General features: G+C 39.3%; 14 protein-coding genes. 9 read left to right on the top strand and 5 right to left on the bottom strand.

Features of this window, described 5'->3' with window-relative positions:
• Nucleotides 1–8: 8 nt before the first annotated feature.
• Together hydA and F606_RS0116565 are read right to left on the bottom strand one after the other, a co-directional pair.
• Complete coding sequence (gene hydA, locus F606_RS0116570; RefSeq protein ID WP_211210090.1) at nucleotides 9–1,400, bottom strand: dihydropyrimidinase; 1,392 nt, start codon at nucleotides 1,398–1,400, stop codon at nucleotides 9–11.
• 11 nt (nucleotides 1,401–1,411) lie between these two features.
• The gene (locus F606_RS0116565) at nucleotides 1,412–2,884 is read right to left on the bottom strand and encodes an NCS1 family nucleobase:cation symporter-1 (RefSeq protein ID WP_019555009.1); all 1,473 of its coding nucleotides are present in this window, start codon (nucleotides 2,882–2,884) and stop codon (nucleotides 1,412–1,414) included.
• Between the two features lie 494 nt (nucleotides 2,885–3,378).
• On the opposite strand from F606_RS0116565, the gene F606_RS0116560 reads away from it, so the two are divergent.
• The 4 genes from F606_RS0116560 to F606_RS0116545 all read left to right on the top strand — a co-directional run bounded on the left by F606_RS0116560 (nucleotide 3,379) and on the right by F606_RS0116545 (nucleotide 8,519).
• Nucleotides 3,379–4,539, top strand: coding sequence for a PucR family transcriptional regulator (locus tag F606_RS0116560; protein WP_019555008.1), 1,161 nt, complete (start codon nucleotides 3,379–3,381; stop codon nucleotides 4,537–4,539).
• A gap of 193 nt (nucleotides 4,540–4,732) precedes the next feature.
• A complete protein-coding gene (locus tag F606_RS0116555; protein ID WP_019555007.1) occupies nucleotides 4,733–6,055 on the top strand; it encodes an aminotransferase class III-fold pyridoxal phosphate-dependent enzyme in 1,323 nt (440 codons plus the stop codon).
• Between the two features lie 51 nt (nucleotides 6,056–6,106).
• Nucleotides 6,107–7,210 carry an iron-containing alcohol dehydrogenase family protein gene (locus F606_RS0116550; RefSeq protein WP_019555006.1) on the top strand — a complete coding sequence of 368 codons (1,104 nt, stop codon included), beginning with the start codon at nucleotides 6,107–6,109 and terminating at the stop codon, nucleotides 7,208–7,210.
• Nucleotides 7,211–7,370: 160 nt separating this feature from the next.
• Nucleotides 7,371–8,519, top strand: a complete 1,149-nt coding sequence (locus F606_RS0116545; protein WP_019555005.1) for an ABC transporter substrate-binding protein — start codon at nucleotides 7,371–7,373, stop codon at nucleotides 8,517–8,519.
• Between the two features lie 237 nt (nucleotides 8,520–8,756).
• On the opposite strand, the gene F606_RS0116540 is transcribed toward F606_RS0116545, so the two are convergent.
• Entirely contained in the window at nucleotides 8,757–9,671 is a 915-nt protein-coding gene (locus tag F606_RS0116540) for a YitT family protein (protein WP_019555004.1), read from the bottom strand.
• 356 nt (nucleotides 9,672–10,027) lie between these two features.
• On the opposite strand from F606_RS0116540, the gene F606_RS0116535 reads away from it, so the two are divergent.
• From F606_RS0116535 to F606_RS0116525, 3 genes are all read left to right on the top strand, one after another.
• On the top strand, nucleotides 10,028–10,801 hold the full coding sequence (locus F606_RS0116535) for a DeoR/GlpR family DNA-binding transcription regulator (protein ID WP_019555003.1): 774 nt from the start codon (nucleotides 10,028–10,030) through the stop codon (nucleotides 10,799–10,801).
• The gene (pfkB, locus tag F606_RS0116530; RefSeq protein ID WP_019555002.1) at nucleotides 10,779–11,681 is read left to right on the top strand and encodes a 1-phosphofructokinase; all 903 of its coding nucleotides are present in this window, start codon (nucleotides 10,779–10,781) and stop codon (nucleotides 11,679–11,681) included. The genes F606_RS0116535 and pfkB overlap by 23 nt, the downstream gene beginning before the upstream one ends.
• Nucleotides 11,682–11,808: 127 nt before the next feature.
• Nucleotides 11,809–13,689: a PTS fructose transporter subunit IIABC gene (locus F606_RS0116525; protein WP_019555001.1), complete on the top strand. Its 1,881-nt coding sequence runs from the start codon at nucleotides 11,809–11,811 to the stop codon at nucleotides 13,687–13,689.
• A 68-nt stretch (nucleotides 13,690–13,757) separates the two neighbouring features.
• On the opposite strand, the gene F606_RS0116520 is transcribed toward F606_RS0116525, so the two are convergent.
• Nucleotides 13,758–14,417, bottom strand: a complete 660-nt coding sequence (locus F606_RS0116520) for an MgtC/SapB family protein (RefSeq protein WP_019555000.1) — start codon at nucleotides 14,415–14,417, stop codon at nucleotides 13,758–13,760.
• A 650-nt stretch (nucleotides 14,418–15,067) separates the two neighbouring features.
• Between F606_RS0116520 and F606_RS0116510 the strand changes: the two genes are divergently transcribed.
• Nucleotides 15,068–15,454 (top strand): hypothetical protein, encoded by a 387-nt coding sequence (locus tag F606_RS0116510; RefSeq protein ID WP_019554998.1) that lies wholly within the window; start codon nucleotides 15,068–15,070, stop codon nucleotides 15,452–15,454.
• A gap of 204 nt (nucleotides 15,455–15,658) precedes the next feature.
• A complete protein-coding gene (locus tag F606_RS0116505; protein ID WP_019554997.1) occupies nucleotides 15,659–16,897 on the top strand; it encodes an LCP family protein in 1,239 nt (412 codons plus the stop codon).
• 38 nt (nucleotides 16,898–16,935) lie between these two features.
• Here F606_RS0116505 and gyrA read toward each other — a convergent pair whose 3' ends face one another.
• On the bottom strand, nucleotides 16,936–19,368 hold the full coding sequence (gyrA, locus tag F606_RS0116500; RefSeq protein ID WP_019554996.1) for a DNA gyrase subunit A: 2,433 nt from the start codon (nucleotides 19,366–19,368) through the stop codon (nucleotides 16,936–16,938).
• Between the last annotated feature and the right edge of the window lie 123 nt (nucleotides 19,369–19,491).

Raw genomic sequence — 19,491 nt, 5'->3', positions numbered from 1 at the left:
ATAATTCCTTAAAGAATCATTGGTGCTGACCGTTTTATAAATTTACCAGCACCGACTTTCCCGACAAATTTGCCAGATTCAGCAATAATTTTACCAGCAGCAATCGTCATAATTGGATAGCCTTTTAGCTCAAAACCTTCATAAGGCGTATAATCCACATGTTCATGTAAAATTGATTTTGTTATCGTTTGCCGTTTTTCTGGATCAAAAATCACCAGATCAGCATCACTATCAACAGCTATCGTGCCTTTTTGTGGATACATACCAAATATTTTAGCTGGATTTGTCGCTGTAACCTCAACCAACTTTGTCAGTGTCAATTTCTGATCACGGACACCTTGTCCAAATAAAAGCGGCATACGTGTTTCAATGCCTGGTGCTCCATTCGGAATTTTAGCAAAAAATTCGCGACCCATTTCTTTTTGTCCTTCCATAAAGAACGGGCAATGATCGGTTGCCACTGCTTGGATATCGCCTTTAACAAGCCCCTGCCATAAAGGTTCCTGGCTGTCTTTTTTGCGAAGCGGTGGTGACATGACATATTTTGCTCCATTAAAATCTGCTTCACGATAATTATCTTCATCTAAAAATAAATACTGCGGACAGGTTTCTGCCATAATCGGAAGCCCCGCTTCACGAGCTCGTTTAAGCTCTACCAGTGATTCTTTACAACTCAAATGAACAATATAAAGCGGTGCATCTACCAATTCAGCCATCGCAATTGCCCGGTTCACAGCTTCTGATTCAGCTAAATTAGGACGACTCAAAGCATGATAAATCGGTTCGATTTTATTTTCTGCTTTGAACTTTTTCACCAAATAATCAATCACATAATAATTTTCGGCATGAACACAAACCAACCCACCATGATCTCTGGTGATCTTTAAGACCTTCATGAGAGTATCATCGGTAACCCGATATCCATCATACGTCATAAATAACTTGAATGAAGAATAACCCGCTTCAATAATAGCTGGCATTTCTGCCATGATTTCATCTTTCATATCCGTAATCGCAATATGAAAACCATAATCGATGGCGGCTTTCCCCGCCGCTTTTTTTTGCCAAATCTCGGCTGTTTGCGCTAAAGTCGCAGCTTTCGGCTGAATGGCAAAGTCAACGACAGTCGTGGTGCCGCCGCAAGCCGCCGCAATCGTGCCAGTTGCAAAATCATCACTCGAAACGGTCCCGCCAAAAGGCATATCAAGATGTGTATGGACATCAATGCCTCCTGGCAAAACATACTTGCCGGCTGCATCAACGATTTTTTTGGCTGAACAAGTAAGGTCTTTTCCCATTAAGCAAATCTTTCCATTTAAAATAGCGATATCTGCTGTATATATATCACTGGCGGTAACAATCGTCCCACCCTTTACGATAAGATCAAATTCTTCCATCATACCAATCTCCCCTATTCTTCAGTTACCGTTTCTTCTGCCCCAACCGGTACCGGCATAATTTTCATAAGTACAATATAAGAAACAAAAGATGCCCCAAAGCCGACAAACCAGGCATAATCAAAAAGCCAAGACAGCGATGGAACAACTTTACCAATCAAAGCAGCGCCAACACCAACAAGTAAAGCTAAAACTGCCATGATATTCACACCTTTTGTATACGAATATTCGCCTTGTTCCTTATAAAGATCTTCCAGGTTCAATTCCGTTTTACGCAAGATAAAGTAATCCGCAATCATAATAGCGGCAATCGGCCCGAGAAAACCAGAATAAACATTTAGCCAGTTGAAGATGTACATGCTAGGGTCTGATAAAAGCTTCCATGGCATAATCAGCACAGCACATACACCAGTAATTAAAACACCAGTTTTAAATGAAATATGTTTAGGGGAAATATTGGAAAAATCATTTGCGGGTGACACAAGATTTGCGGCAATATTAACCGATAAGGTAGCCACAATAATACCAAACAACGAAAAAGCTAACACTAACGGGTTCGAAAATTGCAATAATAAATCAACGGGGTCCCAAATTGCTTTTCCATAAACAACAATCGTTGCCGAAGATATGACAACACCCATAATGGAAAAAATCGTCATCGTCGGTGGCAAACCAATTGCTTGCCCTAACATTTGCTCTTTTTGCCCCTTGCCAAAACGAGTAAAATCAGGAATATTCAACGATAAAGTCGCCCAAAAGCCAATCATCCCAGTCAACGATGGTACAAAAACCGGTAAAAATTTATCCCAGGTATCTAGTTTGCCTGTTTCGGCAAAAATAGGACCAAACCCATGTGCTTCATTAACAATCCAAACTAGTAAAATAAAGGTCATAATCAAAACGAGTGGTGCTGCCCAGTTTTCAAATTTACGGATTGAGTTCATCCCTTTATAAACAAGTAAAATATTCATAACCAAAAAACCAATAAACGTAATCATGGCTGGTAAGCTTAATCCGGCAATATTGATATCCCCGCCGAACGTTTTCCAAGCTGGAAACAGTGCGATAAAAAAGTTATTAACCGCTGTTCCGCCGATAAAAGCATTAATACCAAACCATCCGCACGCAACACCGGCTCTTAAAATTGCGGGAATATTAGCGCCAAATGTTCCAAATGATGCTCTAGCTAAAACCGGAAAAGGAATTCCATATTTTGTCCCTGGATGTGCATTTAAGAGCATCGGAACCAACACAATCAAATTTCCTAATGTAATCGTAAAAATAGCCTGTTTCCAATCCATACCTAAAGCAATTAACCCACTTGAAAGCATGTACGTCGGAATGCAATGTGCCATGCTGACCCATAAAGCCGCAAAATTGTATGTACTCCAATTTCGCTCTTCTAATGTCGTTGGTGCTAAATCTGCGTTATAAAGACTGCTATGTGATACATCTGTTTTTAGTTCAATTAATTTTTCCGTAGCCATAATACCATCTCCTATACTTTTTTTGAATTTACAAATAAAAAAATAACCCTTCATATCCATTGATAGTAAGCGTCATTGCTTGTGATCTCGATATGAAATTACCCCTTCAAAAATGCAAAAACGCTCAAGGCATATAGCCTTGAGCGTCATTGCTCCATTGAAACTCTTCACATTTGCATTCTTGAATTGATTTTCAGTATAGCATTCGCAAAATCCATCGTCTATGTTCTACAGCACAAAAAACTCTGTGCTATCCCCATAGCAAAAATCAACCTGAATTTTTTATTTTAATTAAGAAGATTTTCACCTTTTCTATTTAGATAATTCATGCTATACTGAAAAATAAATAAATAAATAAAGTAGAGCCAAATCGCCCCACTCGCTCAATGCTTGAGCGATCAAGATACATTTTTTGTATTCTTTATGGAGATTTGGCTTTTTTTATTGCACATATCGCCCTCCCTGACAAAAGAAAAAAATAAGGACGGATGCTTATGTCAATTCGATTGGCTTATCTTTATCAAAAAGCAGAAAGAATCTATCGCATGAAGTTGATTGCTGGCGAATCTGGTATCAATCATAGTGTCCAATGGGTTCATATGATTGAAGATGAAACAGCCGCTACCTTTCTGCGCGGCAATGAACTCGTCTTCACAACTGGTATCGGTCATCAGGGTGAAACGTGGCTGCTCTCCTTTGCCAAAGGTCTTGTCAGCCATCATGCCGCTGGTCTGATTGTCAATACGGGACCTTATATCAAGACAGTACCACCTGAACTCATTCAATATTGCAAAGAAAATGAATTTCCTTTATTCACCATACCATGGGAGATTCATCTTGTGGATGTGACACGTTATTTTTGCCGCTGCATTATTCATCGGGAACAAAAAGAACTCAATGTAGCCGAAGCTTTTAAAAATGCCATTTTTTTTCCGGAAAAAAGTTCCTATTATCAAATTCAACTCGAATCACAAGGTTTTAACATTCACTGGCATTATTGTGCTGTAGTGCTGGCTGTACAAACAGATAAAGAAGATCACAGTGAAAAACTACTAAATGAAATTCAATCCTTTAGTGAGATCATTATTAGCCATCTGGTAGAGCATTATTGTATCTCCATCCACAATAATCAACTGCTCATAATCTTTGCTAACACGGAGGATAAGCCCCTAGAAACTTGCATTGATAAAATCTTGCAGCATTATGAGAAAAAAAATCGGCTTTATGCTTGTCATATTGGAATTGGCCAAAATAAAGGCGGTCTTTTGCTGTTAAGCAAAAGTTATAAGCAGGCCATTTCGGTACTGCGCCTTTCGCAAAAAAATAAAATCGACAAAATTTATTACAAAGATGTCGGAATCTACAAAATCCTGCTCTCTAGCGGTGATATCAATGTGCTATATGAAATTTATAATGATACGCTTGGCAGTCTGGCCGACTATGATGCCGCCAATAAAACCGACTATTTACTGACGTTAAAATGCTATCTTGAAAACGATGCTAGTGTACAGACCGTCGCCAAACTAACCTTTGTTCATCGCAACACCATCAATTATAAACTAAAAAAAATCAAAGAAATCATGAACTGTCCGATTAACAGCGTCGAAGACCGCCTACGAATTTTATTAGCTTACAAAATCAAGGATATCTTATGAACACTTGAAATAAAACTGTGTCTTAGCACAAAAGACTTTGGGTTTCAATTGATTGTATTTGATTTTTGCTGATGCTATAATCAACCCAGCGAGACAAATGCATACATAAAAATGCAAAGCAATGGAGCTTTCGATTAAAGCCTTTCATTGCTCTTTTTTATTTCAAAATTTATAAAGATAGAGGCGATTTTACATGACAGAACAAGAAATCAAAGAACAAGATTTAAAATACAACTTACACTCTTGGTCTAAACAGGGTAATTTAAATCCAATTGCCGTAGAAAAAAGTGACGGCATCTACTTTTTCGATTATGCTGGCAAACGGTATACTGATATGTCATCTCAGCTTGTTAACCTTAATCTCGGTCACAGCAATAAAGAAATCGTTGCTGCAATTAAACAGCAGGCGGATCAATTCTGCTTTATGGCACCAGGCTATGCCGTAGAATCACGTTCAACTCTCGCTAAAATGGTGATTGAGCTGATGCCGGACAACATGGGCAAAGTATTTTTTACCAACGGTGGGGCCGATGCCAATGAAAACGCCATCAAAATGGCGCGAATGTTTACGGGGCGAAACAAAGTTTTCAGTCGTTATAGAAGTTATCACGGATCAACCTTTGGTGCTGGAAACTTAACCGGTGAACCACGCCGCTATCCACTCGAACCCGGAATTCCCGGCTTCATCAAATTCTTTGATCCTTATGTATATCGTGAAGCAATCAATTTTGCCGACGAAGAAGCGGCCACTGCTTTTTATATCACAAAACTGCGCGAACAGGTTCTCTATGAAGGTGCCGATAACATCGCTGCCATTGTCATGGAAACCATTACAGGTTCAAATGGTGTAATCATCCCGCCCAAAGGTTATCTCAAAGGTGTCCGCCAAATTTGCGATGACTATGGCATCATGATGATCTGCGATGAAGTCATGGCGGGTTTTGGTCGTACCGGTAAAATGTTTGGCTTTGAACACTTTGATGTGAAACCGGATATCGTCTCGTTTGCCAAAGGAATTACCTGTGGTTATGTGCAGCTCGGCGGCGTGGCTGTCAGCAAAAAAATTGCTACTTATTTTGATGACCATACTTTACTTTGCGGTTTGACGTACAGTGCCCATCCGCTCGCCTGTGCCGCCGGTGTTGCTGCCCTCAAATATTATAAAGAGGCTCATATTTTAGAAAATGTCGAAAAAGTCGGTAAAGTACTTGGTGAACTGCTCGAAGCTTTAAAAATGAAACATCCTTGTATTGGCGATGTCCGTTATATCGGTCTATTCTCCGCCCTGGAACTTGTAAAAGATAGACAGACCAAAGAGCCTCTGGTCGCTTATGGACAAGATCCAAAAGGTATCATGGGTGGTATTATTAAAAATCTAATCAGTAAAGGTTTCGTAACGTATTCACACGAAAACATGATTATGGTTGCACCACCGCTCATCATCACCGAAAACCAACTGCAAGAAGCAATGACCATTTTAGATGAAGTGCTGTACAGCGTTGACCAAACACTCTAATAAAAATTGATACTACGCTTGGGGTCACCACCAAGCTTTAGGAGGTATTTTATGTTTCGTTTTGCTCTACCGACAAAAATAATATTCGGCAAAAAATGTGTAAAAGAACATGCTGCTGAACTACATACGCTCGGCAAAAAAGCTTTTATTGTCACGGGAAAATATTCAGCAAAATTAAATGGTTCGTTACTAGATATCCAAGAAGCCCTTGAATCCATTGGTATTTCTTATATTCTCTTCGATCAAATCACCAGTAATCCAACAATTGATCAAGTACGCGCAGCAGCGCAAATTGCCCGTGAAAAAAAAGTTGATTTTGTTATTGGCATTGGAGGCGGCTCACCGCTTGATGCAGCCAAAGCTATCGCCGTGCTTGCCACCAATGAACTTGATGACCAACAATTATTCACCGGGCCCTATCCTCAGCCATTTCTGCCAGTTGCAGCCGTTCCAACGACAGCGGGAACCGGTAGTGAAGTGACACAATATTCTATTCTCAGTAATGCGAATTTGGAAACAAAAACCTCAATAGCACACAACGGTATTTTCCCGAAGCTAGCTTTTCTCGATGCTCGTTATACGGCAAAACTGCCAAAACGCGTAACCATTCATACTGCCGTTGATGCTTTGTCCCACTCTCTGGAAGGTTATTTATCCGTTAAAGCAACCACATTCAGCAATATTTTTGCCGAAAAGAGCTTACAGCTTTTAGGTGAATGCCTACCGTATATCAGCAAAGATCCCACCCTTGAAATTCGTGAAAAATTGCTTTATGCTTCCATGCTCGGCGGTATCGTCATTGCTCATACCGGCACAACAGCCGTTCATTCAATGGGATATTCCTTAACCTATTTTAAAGGAATTGACCACGGTCGTGCCAACGGTTTGCTGCTCGCCGAATATCTGCGTTTTCTTGATGTATCGTACCATGAGAAGATACACACAATCCTTCAGCTATTGCACATGAAGACAATTGATGAATTTGCGGCAAAAATGCATCATCTTTTAGGCGAAACCGATACAATCACCGCTGAAGAAGTTAAACTTTTTAGTGAAAAAGCAGCAGGTGCCGCAAATATTGCCAATACCTTACTACCACCAACCGAACAGGAGTTGGCGGCAATATTCCAGAAAAGTTTAAAATTTGTCTCGTAACCAAACAATGATCAGACCTATTTTTTCATTTGGTAGAAAATAATATAAAATCTCGCAATGATGCCTGGCGCAAACCAACACTCCGAGCTAAGGAGTATTGGTCTTTGTGCTAGGTTCTTTTGCTTTTTATAGAAATCGTACGATAAAAGGAGGCTTTTCCATGGTTAAACAATATTTATGTATTGCAGGTTTAATCCTTTCTGTTTTTGTTTCTGGCTGTGCCGGAATTGGTGACTCCAAGGACATTAAAATCGGTGGTAATCTCGAAATGACGGGAAGTACCGCATCTTATGGACAATCTATGTCCAACGGCATCAAACTTGCTCTCAAAGAAGTAAACGCTTCTGGTGGTGTTTTGGGTAAACAAGTGACATTTACCGTTGCCGATAACAAATCTGAACCATCCGAATCGACTAATGCGGTTACAAAATTAATTACGCAGGATCATGTTTCTTTAATTTTAGGTGCCGCAGCCTCGTCGAACACCATTGCCGCTGCGCAAATTGCAGCTGACAATAAAGTTCCCTTTATCACACCATTTTCTACCAATCCAAAGGTAACTGTCAATGATGGCAAATTAAACGATTTTGCTTTTCGTGTCTGTTTCATTGATCCTTTTCAGGGAACTGTAATGGGGCAATTTGCTACAAAAACATTAAAAGTGAAAAAAGCTGCAATATTTATCGATAATAGTGCTGATTATTCGAAAGGATTAGCACAGTATTTTGAAGAAAGTTTTGTTAAAAATGGCGGTGAAGTTGTAGCAAAAGAAGCTTACTTGCAAAAAGACCAAGACTTCAAAGCTACTTTAACGAAAATCAAAGCCAGCAATCCAGATGTATTGTTTATCCCTGGTTATTATGAAGAAGTTGGTAAAATTATTAAACAAGCCCGGGAAATCGGTTTTACTATTCCGATCATCGGTGGTGATGGCTGGGATTCAACAAAACTCGTTGATATTGCAGGGCCAGATGCACTCAATAACACATATTTTTCCAACCATTATGCAACTGATGCCAAAACTCCAGAAATTGTAAAATTTATTGAAGCTTATAAAAAAGAATATGGTCAAGTGCCAGATGCACCAGCAGTCCTCGGTTATGATGCTGCATATATGGCAATTGACGCTATAAAACGTGCCAACAGCGCTGATCCACTCAAAATCAAAGATGCTTTGGTGGCAACATCCGGTCTGCAACTCGTAACCGGTAATATCAGTCTTGATGAAAACCATAATCCAATCAAATCAGCGGTTGTCATCGAATTTAAAGATGGCAAACAAGTCTACAAAGAAACGATCAATCCATAATATTTTCATCGCATATATATAAATTGCATTAAATATTCTATATGGCAATCGTCAGGAAGGGGGTATAGGGTTGAGTAGCCGTTACGGAGGAAGCAAACGATCCCCTATACCCCCTTCTGACAGACTGATAAGCTGTAATTTTTTTAATGCGTTCTATAATAAAACCATAAAAAAAGGAAATGACCAGCAGGAATAAACTGCCTTGGTCATTTCTTTTTTTTTATTTTGCCTTATTTATTAATGAATTGCCTTTTTCTTAAACATACCACCGACAATATCATGAACCGGATTAATCGTCACAAAAGAAGCCTCATCTTTTTCCATAACAATTTCCTTAAGTTTATCGACTTCCAAACGAGTTACCACACTATATAAAACCTTTTTCGGATCACCCGTATAGCCGCCTTCACCATGTAAAAGCGTAACCCCACGACCAAGTCGAGCCATGATTGCTGCTGTAATTTCTTCATGATTTTCCGTAACAATCATAACAGCATAGGATTCATCGAGCCCCTTAATGACAATATCAATCATCTTTGATATAACAAAATAAGCAACCAATGAATACATGGCTTTATCCCAGCTAAACACCAGACTGGCACTGCTTAAGATAAATAGATTGATGAACATCACTACTTCACCAATAGAAAAGCTGCTTTTTTTGTCTAAAATAATTGCCACAATTTCCGTGCCATCCAGCGAACCGCCATTACGAATAATGAGACCTACGCCTAGTCCTGTGATGATTCCGCCAAAAATTGCTGCGAGAAATAAATCACCCGTAAGTTTTTCGACGGGTCCAAAGTAAGCGGTCCAAGCCGATAGGGAAATAATTGCAAACGTCGTTGAAAAAGCGAATCTTTTACCAATCTGCTTATAACCAAGATATAAAAACGGTAGATTAAATAGGATAATAAAAATTCCTAATGGCTGCCCCGTCAACGCACTAGCCATAATTGAAATCCCAACCACTCCACCATCAATAATATTATTCGGGACTAAAAAAATTTCCAATCCTACGGCGGTAATAATCGAACCAATAAATAGACTTACATATTTTTTGATATAAGCCTGGACTTTTTTTCGATGCTTTGCTTTACGTTTTTGTTCCGCAGCTAATTCGGGATCTAATATCATTTCATTTTCGGTCATAAATCAGTTCTCCTTTTCTTTATATACTATATATTATACATACATAAGTTAAGTTCTGGCAAATGCCGATGCGCCTCACAGCCAATTACAGAGCATTAAAACCATATTTTAAAAAATGATTTAATCTGAATATTATGCATTTTAATCTAAAATTCCGCCTATTACTTGACTTTAAGCAAATATATAATACAGATGCATATTTAACCTTATATTTACTTAAATAATATCCTATTTTCCTTTAGGTGAACGGATTTATTTGTGATTGACTTTGACGTTTTATATGAATATTTTTTATTTTTATGATTGACTTTGACCTATTCTGAGTGATATATTTAGCTTAGAAAGGCGTGATTGATGTGCTCACTGAAGAACGGTATGCAACCATCTTAAAAATTCTTGATGAAAAAAAAGCTGTAACGGTTCTTGAATTAACCAAGATATTAAATTCTTCAGAATCGACAATCCGACGTGATTTAACAGCCCTTCATCAAAGCGGCAAATTATATAAAGTATATGGTGGTGCAACTTCGATCGACAATAATTATAGTACCCGTGAAGAAGATGTGACTACCAAACATGATATGCATATGAACGAAAAAGCGACAATTGCCAAAGCTGCCGCAGCGATGGTTGAGCGTAATGATTTTGTTTATATTGATGCTGGCACAACGACCGAACTTATGATAGAACATTTAACCGAATCGCATGCCACCTATGTCACGAATGGTATCATACATGCAACAAAATTAGTTACCCGCGGTTTTAAAGTTTTTGTCATTGGTGGTGAATTAAAGGAAACCACTGCTGCGATGATCGGTACGGAAGCAATGAATAATTTAAGATCTTACAATTTTACCAAAGGTTTTTTCGGCGTGAACGGTATCAGCACAAAATCTGGGTTTTCAACACCCGACTCGAGTGAAGGTTTGGTAAAGAGCGAAGCCTTGTCACGATGTAAAAAAGCTTTTGTATTGGCTGACAATTCAAAGTTCAATAAGATATCACCGATTACCTTCGCGAATATATCTTGTGCCACAATTATTACAACAACATTAACAGATAAAAAATATCTAGACTATACAAATATTATCGAGGTGAATGAAAATCATGATTTATACAGTAACATTTAATCCGTCTTTAGACTATATTATCCGTCTTGATTCTTTCACTGCCGGTGAAATAAATCGCACCAAATATGAACAAATTCTCGGCGGCGGCAAAGGAATCAACGTATCCATCGTTTTAAAAAATCTTGGTTTCAATTCTACAGCACTTGGTTTTATTGCTGGTTTTACTGGTAAAGAAATCGAACGCCAGCTTCAGAGTTTTGGCTGTAACAGTAATTTCGTCAAACTAGATGATGGCAATTCTCGAATCAATGTCAAAATTAAAGCTGAGAATGAAACAGAAATTAACGGACAGGGTCCCGTAATTAATCAAGCAGCACTCACTCAATTATTTTCACAACTAGATGCACTGCAAGAAGATGACATTCTCGTTTTAGCAGGCAGTATTCCAAACACTCTCCCAGATGACATCTATGAAAAAATCATGAGTCGTCTCATGGATAAAGGTATCCATATCGTGGTTGATGCAACCTGTAACTTACTATTAAATGTACTCAAATATAAACCATTCCTCATTAAACCGAACAATCATGAACTTGGTGAAATGTTTAATGTCGTTTTAAAAACCGATGCCGAAATCGTTGAATATGCGAAAAAGCTGCAAGGAAAAGGTGCCCAAAATGTTCTGATTTCCATGGCGGGCGACGGAGCAATCTTATTAACTGCCGATGGTCAATTCTTCAAAAGTGCAGCGCCAAAAGGAATTCTGGTTAATTCTGTTGGTGCAGGTGACTCAATGGTGGCCGGATTTATTACTGGTTATCTCGAGTCAAATGATCTGAAGCAAGCTTTTCATATGGGAGTAGCTACCGGTTCCGCATCAGCCTTCTCCGAAAACCTGGCTACCAGGCCGGAAGTTGAAGCATTGCTAAAGACAATCTAAAGACCTATAAATATCGGGTTCCAGGGAATTATACCAGAATGCGGGAATAATTCCTTCATATAAACCGAACTGATTGCCGGTGCAGTCAATCCATATCTTATTATGAAAACAAAGGGAGGATTTTATTATGCGTATTACGGACTTATTAAAATTAAACAGTATTTCCCTCGATGCAAAAGTATCTGATAAAAAAACCGCCATTGATACCCTCGCCGATCTTATGGAAAAAGGCGGTAACCTTTCAGACAAAGAAACGTATAAAAAAGCGGTATTCGCTCGTGAAGAATCTGGCACAACCGGCCTTGGTGACGGCATTGCTACCCCACATGCCAAAAGCAGTGCAGTAAAAGAAGCTGGTCTCGCAGCTATGGTTATTAAAGATGGTATTGAATTTGATTCACTTGATGGCCAGCCAGCAAGATTGTTTTTTATGATTGCCGCTCCAGACACTGCAGCCGATTTGCATGTTGAAGTATTAAGCCGTTTAGCTACACTCATTATGGACCCCGAATTTAAAGAAGCTTTAATTCTAGCAAAATCAAAAGAAGAATTTTTAAAATTAATCGATACAAAAGAAGCTGGAAAATTCAATGCCAAACCAGAAACGACCCCAACTGATGGGTATCGTGTACTTGCTGTTACAGCTTGTCCGACAGGTATTGCCCATACATTCATGGCTGCAGAAAGCCTTGAACAGCATGCTAAGCAAATGGGTATTCCTTTCAAAGTTGAAACCAATGGATCTGGTGGGGCAAAAAACACCCTAACCGCCAAAGATATCAAAAATGCCGAATGCATTATTATAGCCGCTGATAAAAATGTCGAAATGGCTCGCTTTAATGGCAAACCTGTTATTCAAACAAAAGTATCAAATGGTATAAATAAAGCAGAAGAACTTTTAAATAAAGCGATCAGCGGTACCGTTCCAATCTATAATCATACAGCAAATACCGATTCAGCTTCGTTTGATTCGGATGAATCGGAAAGCGTCGGCCGCCAAATCTATAAACATCTGATGAATGGCGTATCGCATATGCTGCCATTCGTTATCGGCGGTGGTATCTTAATCGCCCTTGCTTTCTTATTCGATGTGTTTGATCCAGCCAATCCAAGTAAATTCGGCTCTAATACACCACTCGCTGCTTTCTTCATGGGTGTTGGTGGTGCATCATTTGGTTTTATGCTGCCAGTACTCGCTGGTTTTATTGCCATGAGTATTGCTGACCGTCCTGGTCTTGCTGTTGGTTTTGTCGGCGGTGCATTAGCGAATTCCGGTGGATCTGGATTTTTAGGTGCACTACTTGCAGGGTTTGCAGCTGGTTACATCGTCCTCGGACTGAAAAAAATATCCTCGGGTCTACCGCAAACACTTGAAGGTATTAAACCTGTTCTTATTTACCCATTACTTGGTGTATTTTTCATGGGTGTCCTCATTACCTTTATCATCAACCCACCAGTGGCTGGTATCAACACTTGGATGATGGATACACTCAAAAACATGGATCCAAGCAGCAGAATTTTATTGGGTGTTATTTTCGGTGGCATGATGGCTGTTGATATGGGTGGTCCTGTCAATAAAGCCGCCTATGTTATCGGTACAGGCGCTCTCGCAAATGGTGAATTCGGCGTTATGGCCTCCGTTATGGCTGGCGGTATGGTTCCGCCACTTGCTATTGCCCTTTGCACTACATTTTTTGGTAATCGTTTTACTGAAAGTGATAGAAAATCAGGTATTACGAACTATATTATGGGTCTTTCCTTCATTACGGAAGGGGCCATCCCATTCGCCGCAGCCGATCCATTACGCGTTATTCCGTCTTGCATCATTGGCTCAGCAACAGCTGGTGCGCTTTCGATGGCTTTTGGCTGCACACTTCGTGCTCCACATGGCGGTATTTTCGTTGTACCAACAATCGGTAACCCCCTCATGTATTTGGCAGCAATCGCCATTGGTTCAGTGGTCGGCATGATACTGTTAGCAATTTTAAAGAAACCTTTAACGAAATAAATAGTAACTCAAAAAGGCGGACTCAAAATTTTTATTTTGAGTCCGCCTTTTTATTTTTTTACAAAAATCTATTCAACATCCACACTGATAATGCCCTCGAGTTGCTTTAAGGCCTGCACAATAAAAATCGTTTTCAACCCATTATGATTATAAATAAAAAGATCTATTATCATAATATCTTCTGTATCACTCTTTGCTTTAATACTTCTAATTTTAAGCTGTAAATCTTCCAAACATTCACTAATATGAACCAGCTGGCCCGGTGTATCTATTGTTTGAATCATAATCGCTAAGTTTTTTTCATGTGTTACCCAGTCATCCAATCGTGACAATGTACCGAGTGTACCAAACACTAACGCCGAAGTAAACAGTGCTCCAGAATAAAAGCCCGCGCCTACCGCCAGTCCCACACCAGCAACAACCCAAAGACAAGCAGCTGTCGTGAGCCCTGTAACCGTAAGTCCTTCTTTCATAATGGCACCAGCACCCAAAAAACCGATCCCACTGACCACCTGTGCGGCCAAACGAGCGGGATCTGCATTTGTCAAACCTTCAACCTGTTGATAAATGGCCTCGGAAAGAACCATGATCAGACATGAGCCCAAACAAACCAGTACATTCGTCCGTAAACCTGCTGACTTGCGCCGCGATTGTCGTTCATACCCTATCACACCACCCAAAATACAAGATAATGTCAAACGTAATAATAATTCCCATTCTGAAACCATATATTCACCCCACTTGTATTAAAATATTCTCCTAATTTTACAATTAGTCCTGCAAAAAATCAAGAATTCATGATATTCCATTTTTATCCAAAAAAATAACTTGCCTGTGGATATGTGGATAAAATAGTGCATAACTCTAAATATTGCACTTTATCCACACAAAACATCCATATTTTGTGCTTAAACAGAAAAAATATTCAGATTTACCTGTGGATAACTTTCGTAAAAGAAAAATTTATCCAGTCAAACAAAATTAATCAACGCCGCCATTGTACTTTTGCCAATAATGGCTTGGACAAAGTCTCTATCCGTAAAATAGCTGAAACGGTCAACGTCAACCGTGCTCGTTACGACTCATTTCATGGATGAAGCCGAACATTAGTTGCAACTGGCACTACGAGCGAGTTAAAAACCAGCATATCAGGAAAACTTCTGTCATTAAAAAGCGAAGACTCCCTGGCCCTGCTTACACAAATTCAACAAGCTGAGATTCCCTATGAGGATGTTTATATCTTTGGTAAGGATATCTATCTCCTGATGGTTAATGAACACCTTGCACGGCTTCAGGATTGGTCTTATGAGATCATTCATCCTATGATGGATGATGTATTTGTCCATTATATAAAAGCCCAGACAAAGAATGTCGCGAAATGATGCGTTGGCGCGCATTACTCGTTAAGGAATTCATTCAAATGAAACGCGACAATATTACCTTTGCCATGATGGTCATGAGGCCGATTGCTCAATTACTCGTTTTCGAATTTGTCATCAATACCGATGTCAAACATCTAAAAGCCGTCGTTTTTGATCAATCCGTAAGTGCCGAAAGGCGTGATCTTTTAACAGAGTTCACAGCCAGCGAATATTTTGATATCAAATATGTCGTCTCTAGTTTTGAATCAGTGAATCAAAAAATCGAAAGTGGTGATGCAAAAAATAGCATCACTTTATTATGGGGACAAATCTTTGCCTTAGTTATTTTCATTGTAGCCACACTGGGTCTCGCTATCAAAAAAGTCAGCAAAACACTCGATTAATAAAACATAAGCGGCCTGCGTTAATTCATGCTATATTTATGGAATTCTAAGATAAATCAAATCTTCTTGTGTTATTTTAAAATAATAATTGCACTAAAAATCATATAAATTTATAATAGAGAGATATGCTTTTAAATTATTAAAAATAACTAGACTTAAAAATCCATAAAATTAATTTTAAAATGAAGAAGGTATGTGTGTTTTATGAATCTTCCGCAAGACAAACCGAAAAAAATGACTACCACTACAAAGTGGTTTATTGCATTTATTGCTCTATTTATTCTCGCAGCATCTGCAGGAGCTCTTTTTGCAGCCTCCGGATATTTTGATGCTCCTAAACCACCGCCAAGCGAGGGTATGCTCTCAGCAAAAGATAAAGCAAATATTATGATCATGGGGGTAGACAGCCGCACTGATGATGTTGGGCGCAGTGATACCTTAATGGTAGCAACAATCGACCCAAAAAAAGATCAGGCTTCACTCCTTTCAATTCCCCGTGATACACGCGTCAAAATCAAAAATCATGGCTTTGATAAAATCAATCATGCCTATGCTTTTGGCGGGCATGAATTAACCAAAAATACTGTAGAAAATTTTCTCGGAGTAACACTCGATCATTACATCATTATTGATACACATGCCTTTCAACGTATTATTGATACCATTGGTGGCATCGATATTGATGTAGAAAAGCGCATGTATTATGAAGACCCTTGGGATGATGATGGCGGTCTCGTAATTAACTTACAGCCAGGCATGCAGCATATGGATGGTAAAACGGCTATTACCTATGTCCGCTACCGTGATGAAGAAGGGGACCTTGGACGTATTCAGCGTCAACAAAAATTCATGAAAGCGATTTTCGACAAAATAGCATCACCATCGATTATTATGAAAATACCGTCGATTATTAAAGAAGTCAGTAATTCGATCAAAACAGATATGTCGATTCGCCAAATGATTGAATTTGCTGGAACGATCAAAGAATCACAAAAAAATGGTCTAAAAACTGATATGGTTCCAGGCAGACCTCTTTATATTGATGAAATAAGCTATTGGATTCCAAATATCAAAGAATTAAGACAAACTTTGGCAAACGCCTTGGATCTCACTATGAATATGAGTATGACAACCGCGATGGAGCGTCAGATCTTGGAATACGAAAATTCCATTCCAGCAACGGCAAAACCAGTACCAGCAACAGATACATCCATTGGACATTCCACTAAGCGTAGTGAACCAACAAGTAGCAGTAAACAAAGTAAAACTGCACCCGTCAGCAAAGATAAAAAAAGTTCAAGTGACAGCAAAAATTCAGATGCAAAACCACTAGAAAAAATACCAGCTAAACAAGAACCCGGTAATGCACCGACTTCGGATACATCAGGACCATCAAAATCGACAAATGGTCCATCAGTTTCCGACAATACAAAAACTCAATAAAAATGAAGGCATGCCAAATGGCATGCCTTCATTTTATTTTACGTATCTGCTTTTTGATCCATGGCAGCTAAAGAAGCCACCTTATCATTTAAATCGGTTCGCATCAATTTCACACCCTGTGTGTTCCGGCTAATAACAGATACTTCATCGACATTGGTCCGAATTACAATGCCTTCTGTTGTAATGAGCATCAGTTCCTGACCTGGACGAACAACTTTAAGTCCAACAACCGTACCAGTTTTATCCGTTACTTTCATGTTGATGAGCCCTTTACCGCCGCGTGTCTGCGAACGATATTCTGAAGTCGCGGTCCGTTTACCGAAGCCTTCCTCTGTAACCGTAAGCACTTCCGCATCGCGTTTGAGGTTATCCATTCCCACAACAACATCCTTTGTTTTAAGACGAATTCCTCTAACACCACGGGCATTTCTTCCCATCGAGCGAACATCGCCTTCCGCAAAAGAAATCGCCATTCCAGCTGAAGTTCCTAAGATAACATACCGCGTGCCATCGGTCAGTTTTACCCCAATCAAATCGTCATCATCATCCAAAGTGATTGCAATTAAGCCACCCTTGCGAGTCGTATCAAATTCCATGAGTTCTGTTTTCTTAACAATCCCTTTGCGAGTTGCCATAAACAGAAAACGATCCGCTGTGAATTTTTGAATTGGAATAACCGCTGTAATCTTTTCATTTGGTTCTAGTTGTAAGAGATTGATAATCGCCGTTCCTTTAGCAGTTCGGCTTGATTCAGCAATTTCATACCCTTTCAAACGATAGACACGACCGCGGCTGGTAAAGAACAAAATGGTATGATGCGTTGTTGTAACAAGCATATTTTCCACAAAATCTTCTTCTTTTGTTCCCATGCCAGTCACACCACGACCACCACGTTTTTGATTTTTATATGTATCAATCGGCATGCGTTTAATGTAATTATTATGGGTAAGCGTAATAATTACATCTTCTTCAGCAATAAGATCTTCCATCGCGATTTTTGAAAAATCAGCTGTAATTCTCGTGCGACGAGCATCACCAAATTTTCGTTTTACTTCAATTAATTCTTCTTTGATTATATTTAAAATCTTTGTTTCATCAGCCAACACCGATTCTAACCACGCAATTGTTTTTAAAATTTCCTGATATTCTTCTTCGATTTTTTCGCGTTCCAAACCAGTTAATCTTTGGAGACGTAAGTCAAGAATCGCTTGTGCCTGTTTCTCCGATAAATTGAAACCAGTCATCAAACCTTCACGCGCGATATCCGCTGTTCTGGATCCGCGAATCGTCTTAATAACCGCATCAATATGATCGAGAGCAATCGTCAAACCTTCTAAAATGTGTGCTCTCGCTTTTGCTTTACTTAGTTCATAGCGAGTCCGGCGAGTAATGACATTTTTTTGATGTTCAATATAATAATAAAGAACTTCTTGTAATGTAAGAACACGCGGGCGACCATCAACCAATGCCAGCATGATAATACCAAAACTTTCCTGCAATTGTGTATGCTTATACAATTGGTTTAAAATTACATCTGGATTAATATCGCGACGCAGTTCAATGACCACCCGCATACCATTCCGATCGGATTCATCACGAAGATCCGTAATGCCCTCAACGGTTTTATCACGAACAAGTTCAGCAATTTTTTCTACAAGGCGAGCTTTATTAACCTGATAAGGAAGCTCTGTAACCAAAATACGCGGTTTACCATTGGACATAACTTCAGCCCGAGCCTGCGCCCGCATCTTCACTACACCACGGCCAGTTCGATAAGCTGATTGAATACCTTCCTGTCCCAAAATTAAACCAGCTGTCGGGAAATCTGGTCCTTTAATGACCGTCATGAGTTCCTCAATCGTTACATCTGGATTTTCTATCATTAATAAAACGCCGTCAACCACTTCATTCAGGTTATGCGGCGGAATGTTCGTTGCCATGCCTACAGCAATCCCAGATGAACCATTCACCAAAAGATTTGGCAATTTAGAAGGAAGAACGGTTGGCTCCTTCAGTGATTCATCATAATTCGGTGCAAAATCGACTGTTTCTTTTTCGATATCTTGCAACATTGCTTCCGCAACCTTTGACATACGTACTTCTGTATAACGCATTGCCGCAGCGGAGTCACCATCAACCGAACCAAAATTACCATGTCCATCAGCCAGCATGTATCTAGACGAGAAATCTTGTGCCATACGCACGATAGCTTCGTAAACGGAGGTATCCCCATGCGGATGATATTTACCTAATACTTCCCCAACGATACGGGCCGATTTCTTATATGGTTTATTGGACCCCATTCCAGCTTCATGCATCGCATACATAATACGACGATGGACTGGTTTCAAACCATCACGGACATCCGGCAATGCACGCATGACAATAACACTCATCGCATAATCGATATAAGAATTTTGCATCTCATCTTCAATTTTTACCGGTAAAACTCTACCTAAACCAAAATCCACATTCTCACCTCAAAATCATATTCTCTAAATCTATTTTAAAAAAATATATTAGCTTTTATCTCTAGCTCTTAATTATATCATTTTTTAGAAAAAATGTCCATAAGTCCACAGTTTATAAGGGTT

This window comes from Propionispira raffinosivorans DSM 20765, from assembly GCF_000381065.1.
GTDB classification, from domain to species: Bacteria; Bacillota; Negativicutes; order Selenomonadales; family Selenomonadaceae; genus Propionispira; species Propionispira raffinosivorans.
This window is presented reverse-complemented; position numbering and strand designations above follow the sequence as displayed.

Coding starts and splice junctions, on each gene's coding strand:
- F606_RS0116520 (WP_019555000.1), bottom strand. CDS start 14,417: ATGGTTTCAGAATGGGAATTATTATTACGTTTGACATTATCTTGTATT.
- F606_RS0116505 (WP_019554997.1), top strand. CDS start 15,659: ATGAATCTTCCGCAAGACAAACCGAAAAAAATGACTACCACTACAAAG.
- F606_RS0116545 (WP_019555005.1), top strand. CDS start 7,371: ATGGTTAAACAATATTTATGTATTGCAGGTTTAATCCTTTCTGTTTTT.
- F606_RS0116560 (WP_019555008.1), top strand. CDS start 3,379: ATGTCAATTCGATTGGCTTATCTTTATCAAAAAGCAGAAAGAATCTAT.
- pfkB (WP_019555002.1), top strand. CDS start 10,779: ATGATTTATACAGTAACATTTAATCCGTCTTTAGACTATATTATCCGT.
- hydA (WP_211210090.1), bottom strand. CDS start 1,400: ATGATGGAAGAATTTGATCTTATCGTAAAGGGTGGGACGATTGTTACC.
- F606_RS0116540 (WP_019555004.1), bottom strand. CDS start 9,671: ATGACCGAAAATGAAATGATATTAGATCCCGAATTAGCTGCGGAACAA.
- F606_RS0116565 (WP_019555009.1), bottom strand. CDS start 2,884: ATGGCTACGGAAAAATTAATTGAACTAAAAACAGATGTATCACATAGC.
- F606_RS0116550 (WP_019555006.1), top strand. CDS start 6,107: ATGTTTCGTTTTGCTCTACCGACAAAAATAATATTCGGCAAAAAATGT.
- F606_RS0116510 (WP_019554998.1), top strand. CDS start 15,068: ATGATGCGTTGGCGCGCATTACTCGTTAAGGAATTCATTCAAATGAAA.
- F606_RS0116555 (WP_019555007.1), top strand. CDS start 4,733: ATGACAGAACAAGAAATCAAAGAACAAGATTTAAAATACAACTTACAC.
- F606_RS0116525 (WP_019555001.1), top strand. CDS start 11,809: ATGCGTATTACGGACTTATTAAAATTAAACAGTATTTCCCTCGATGCA.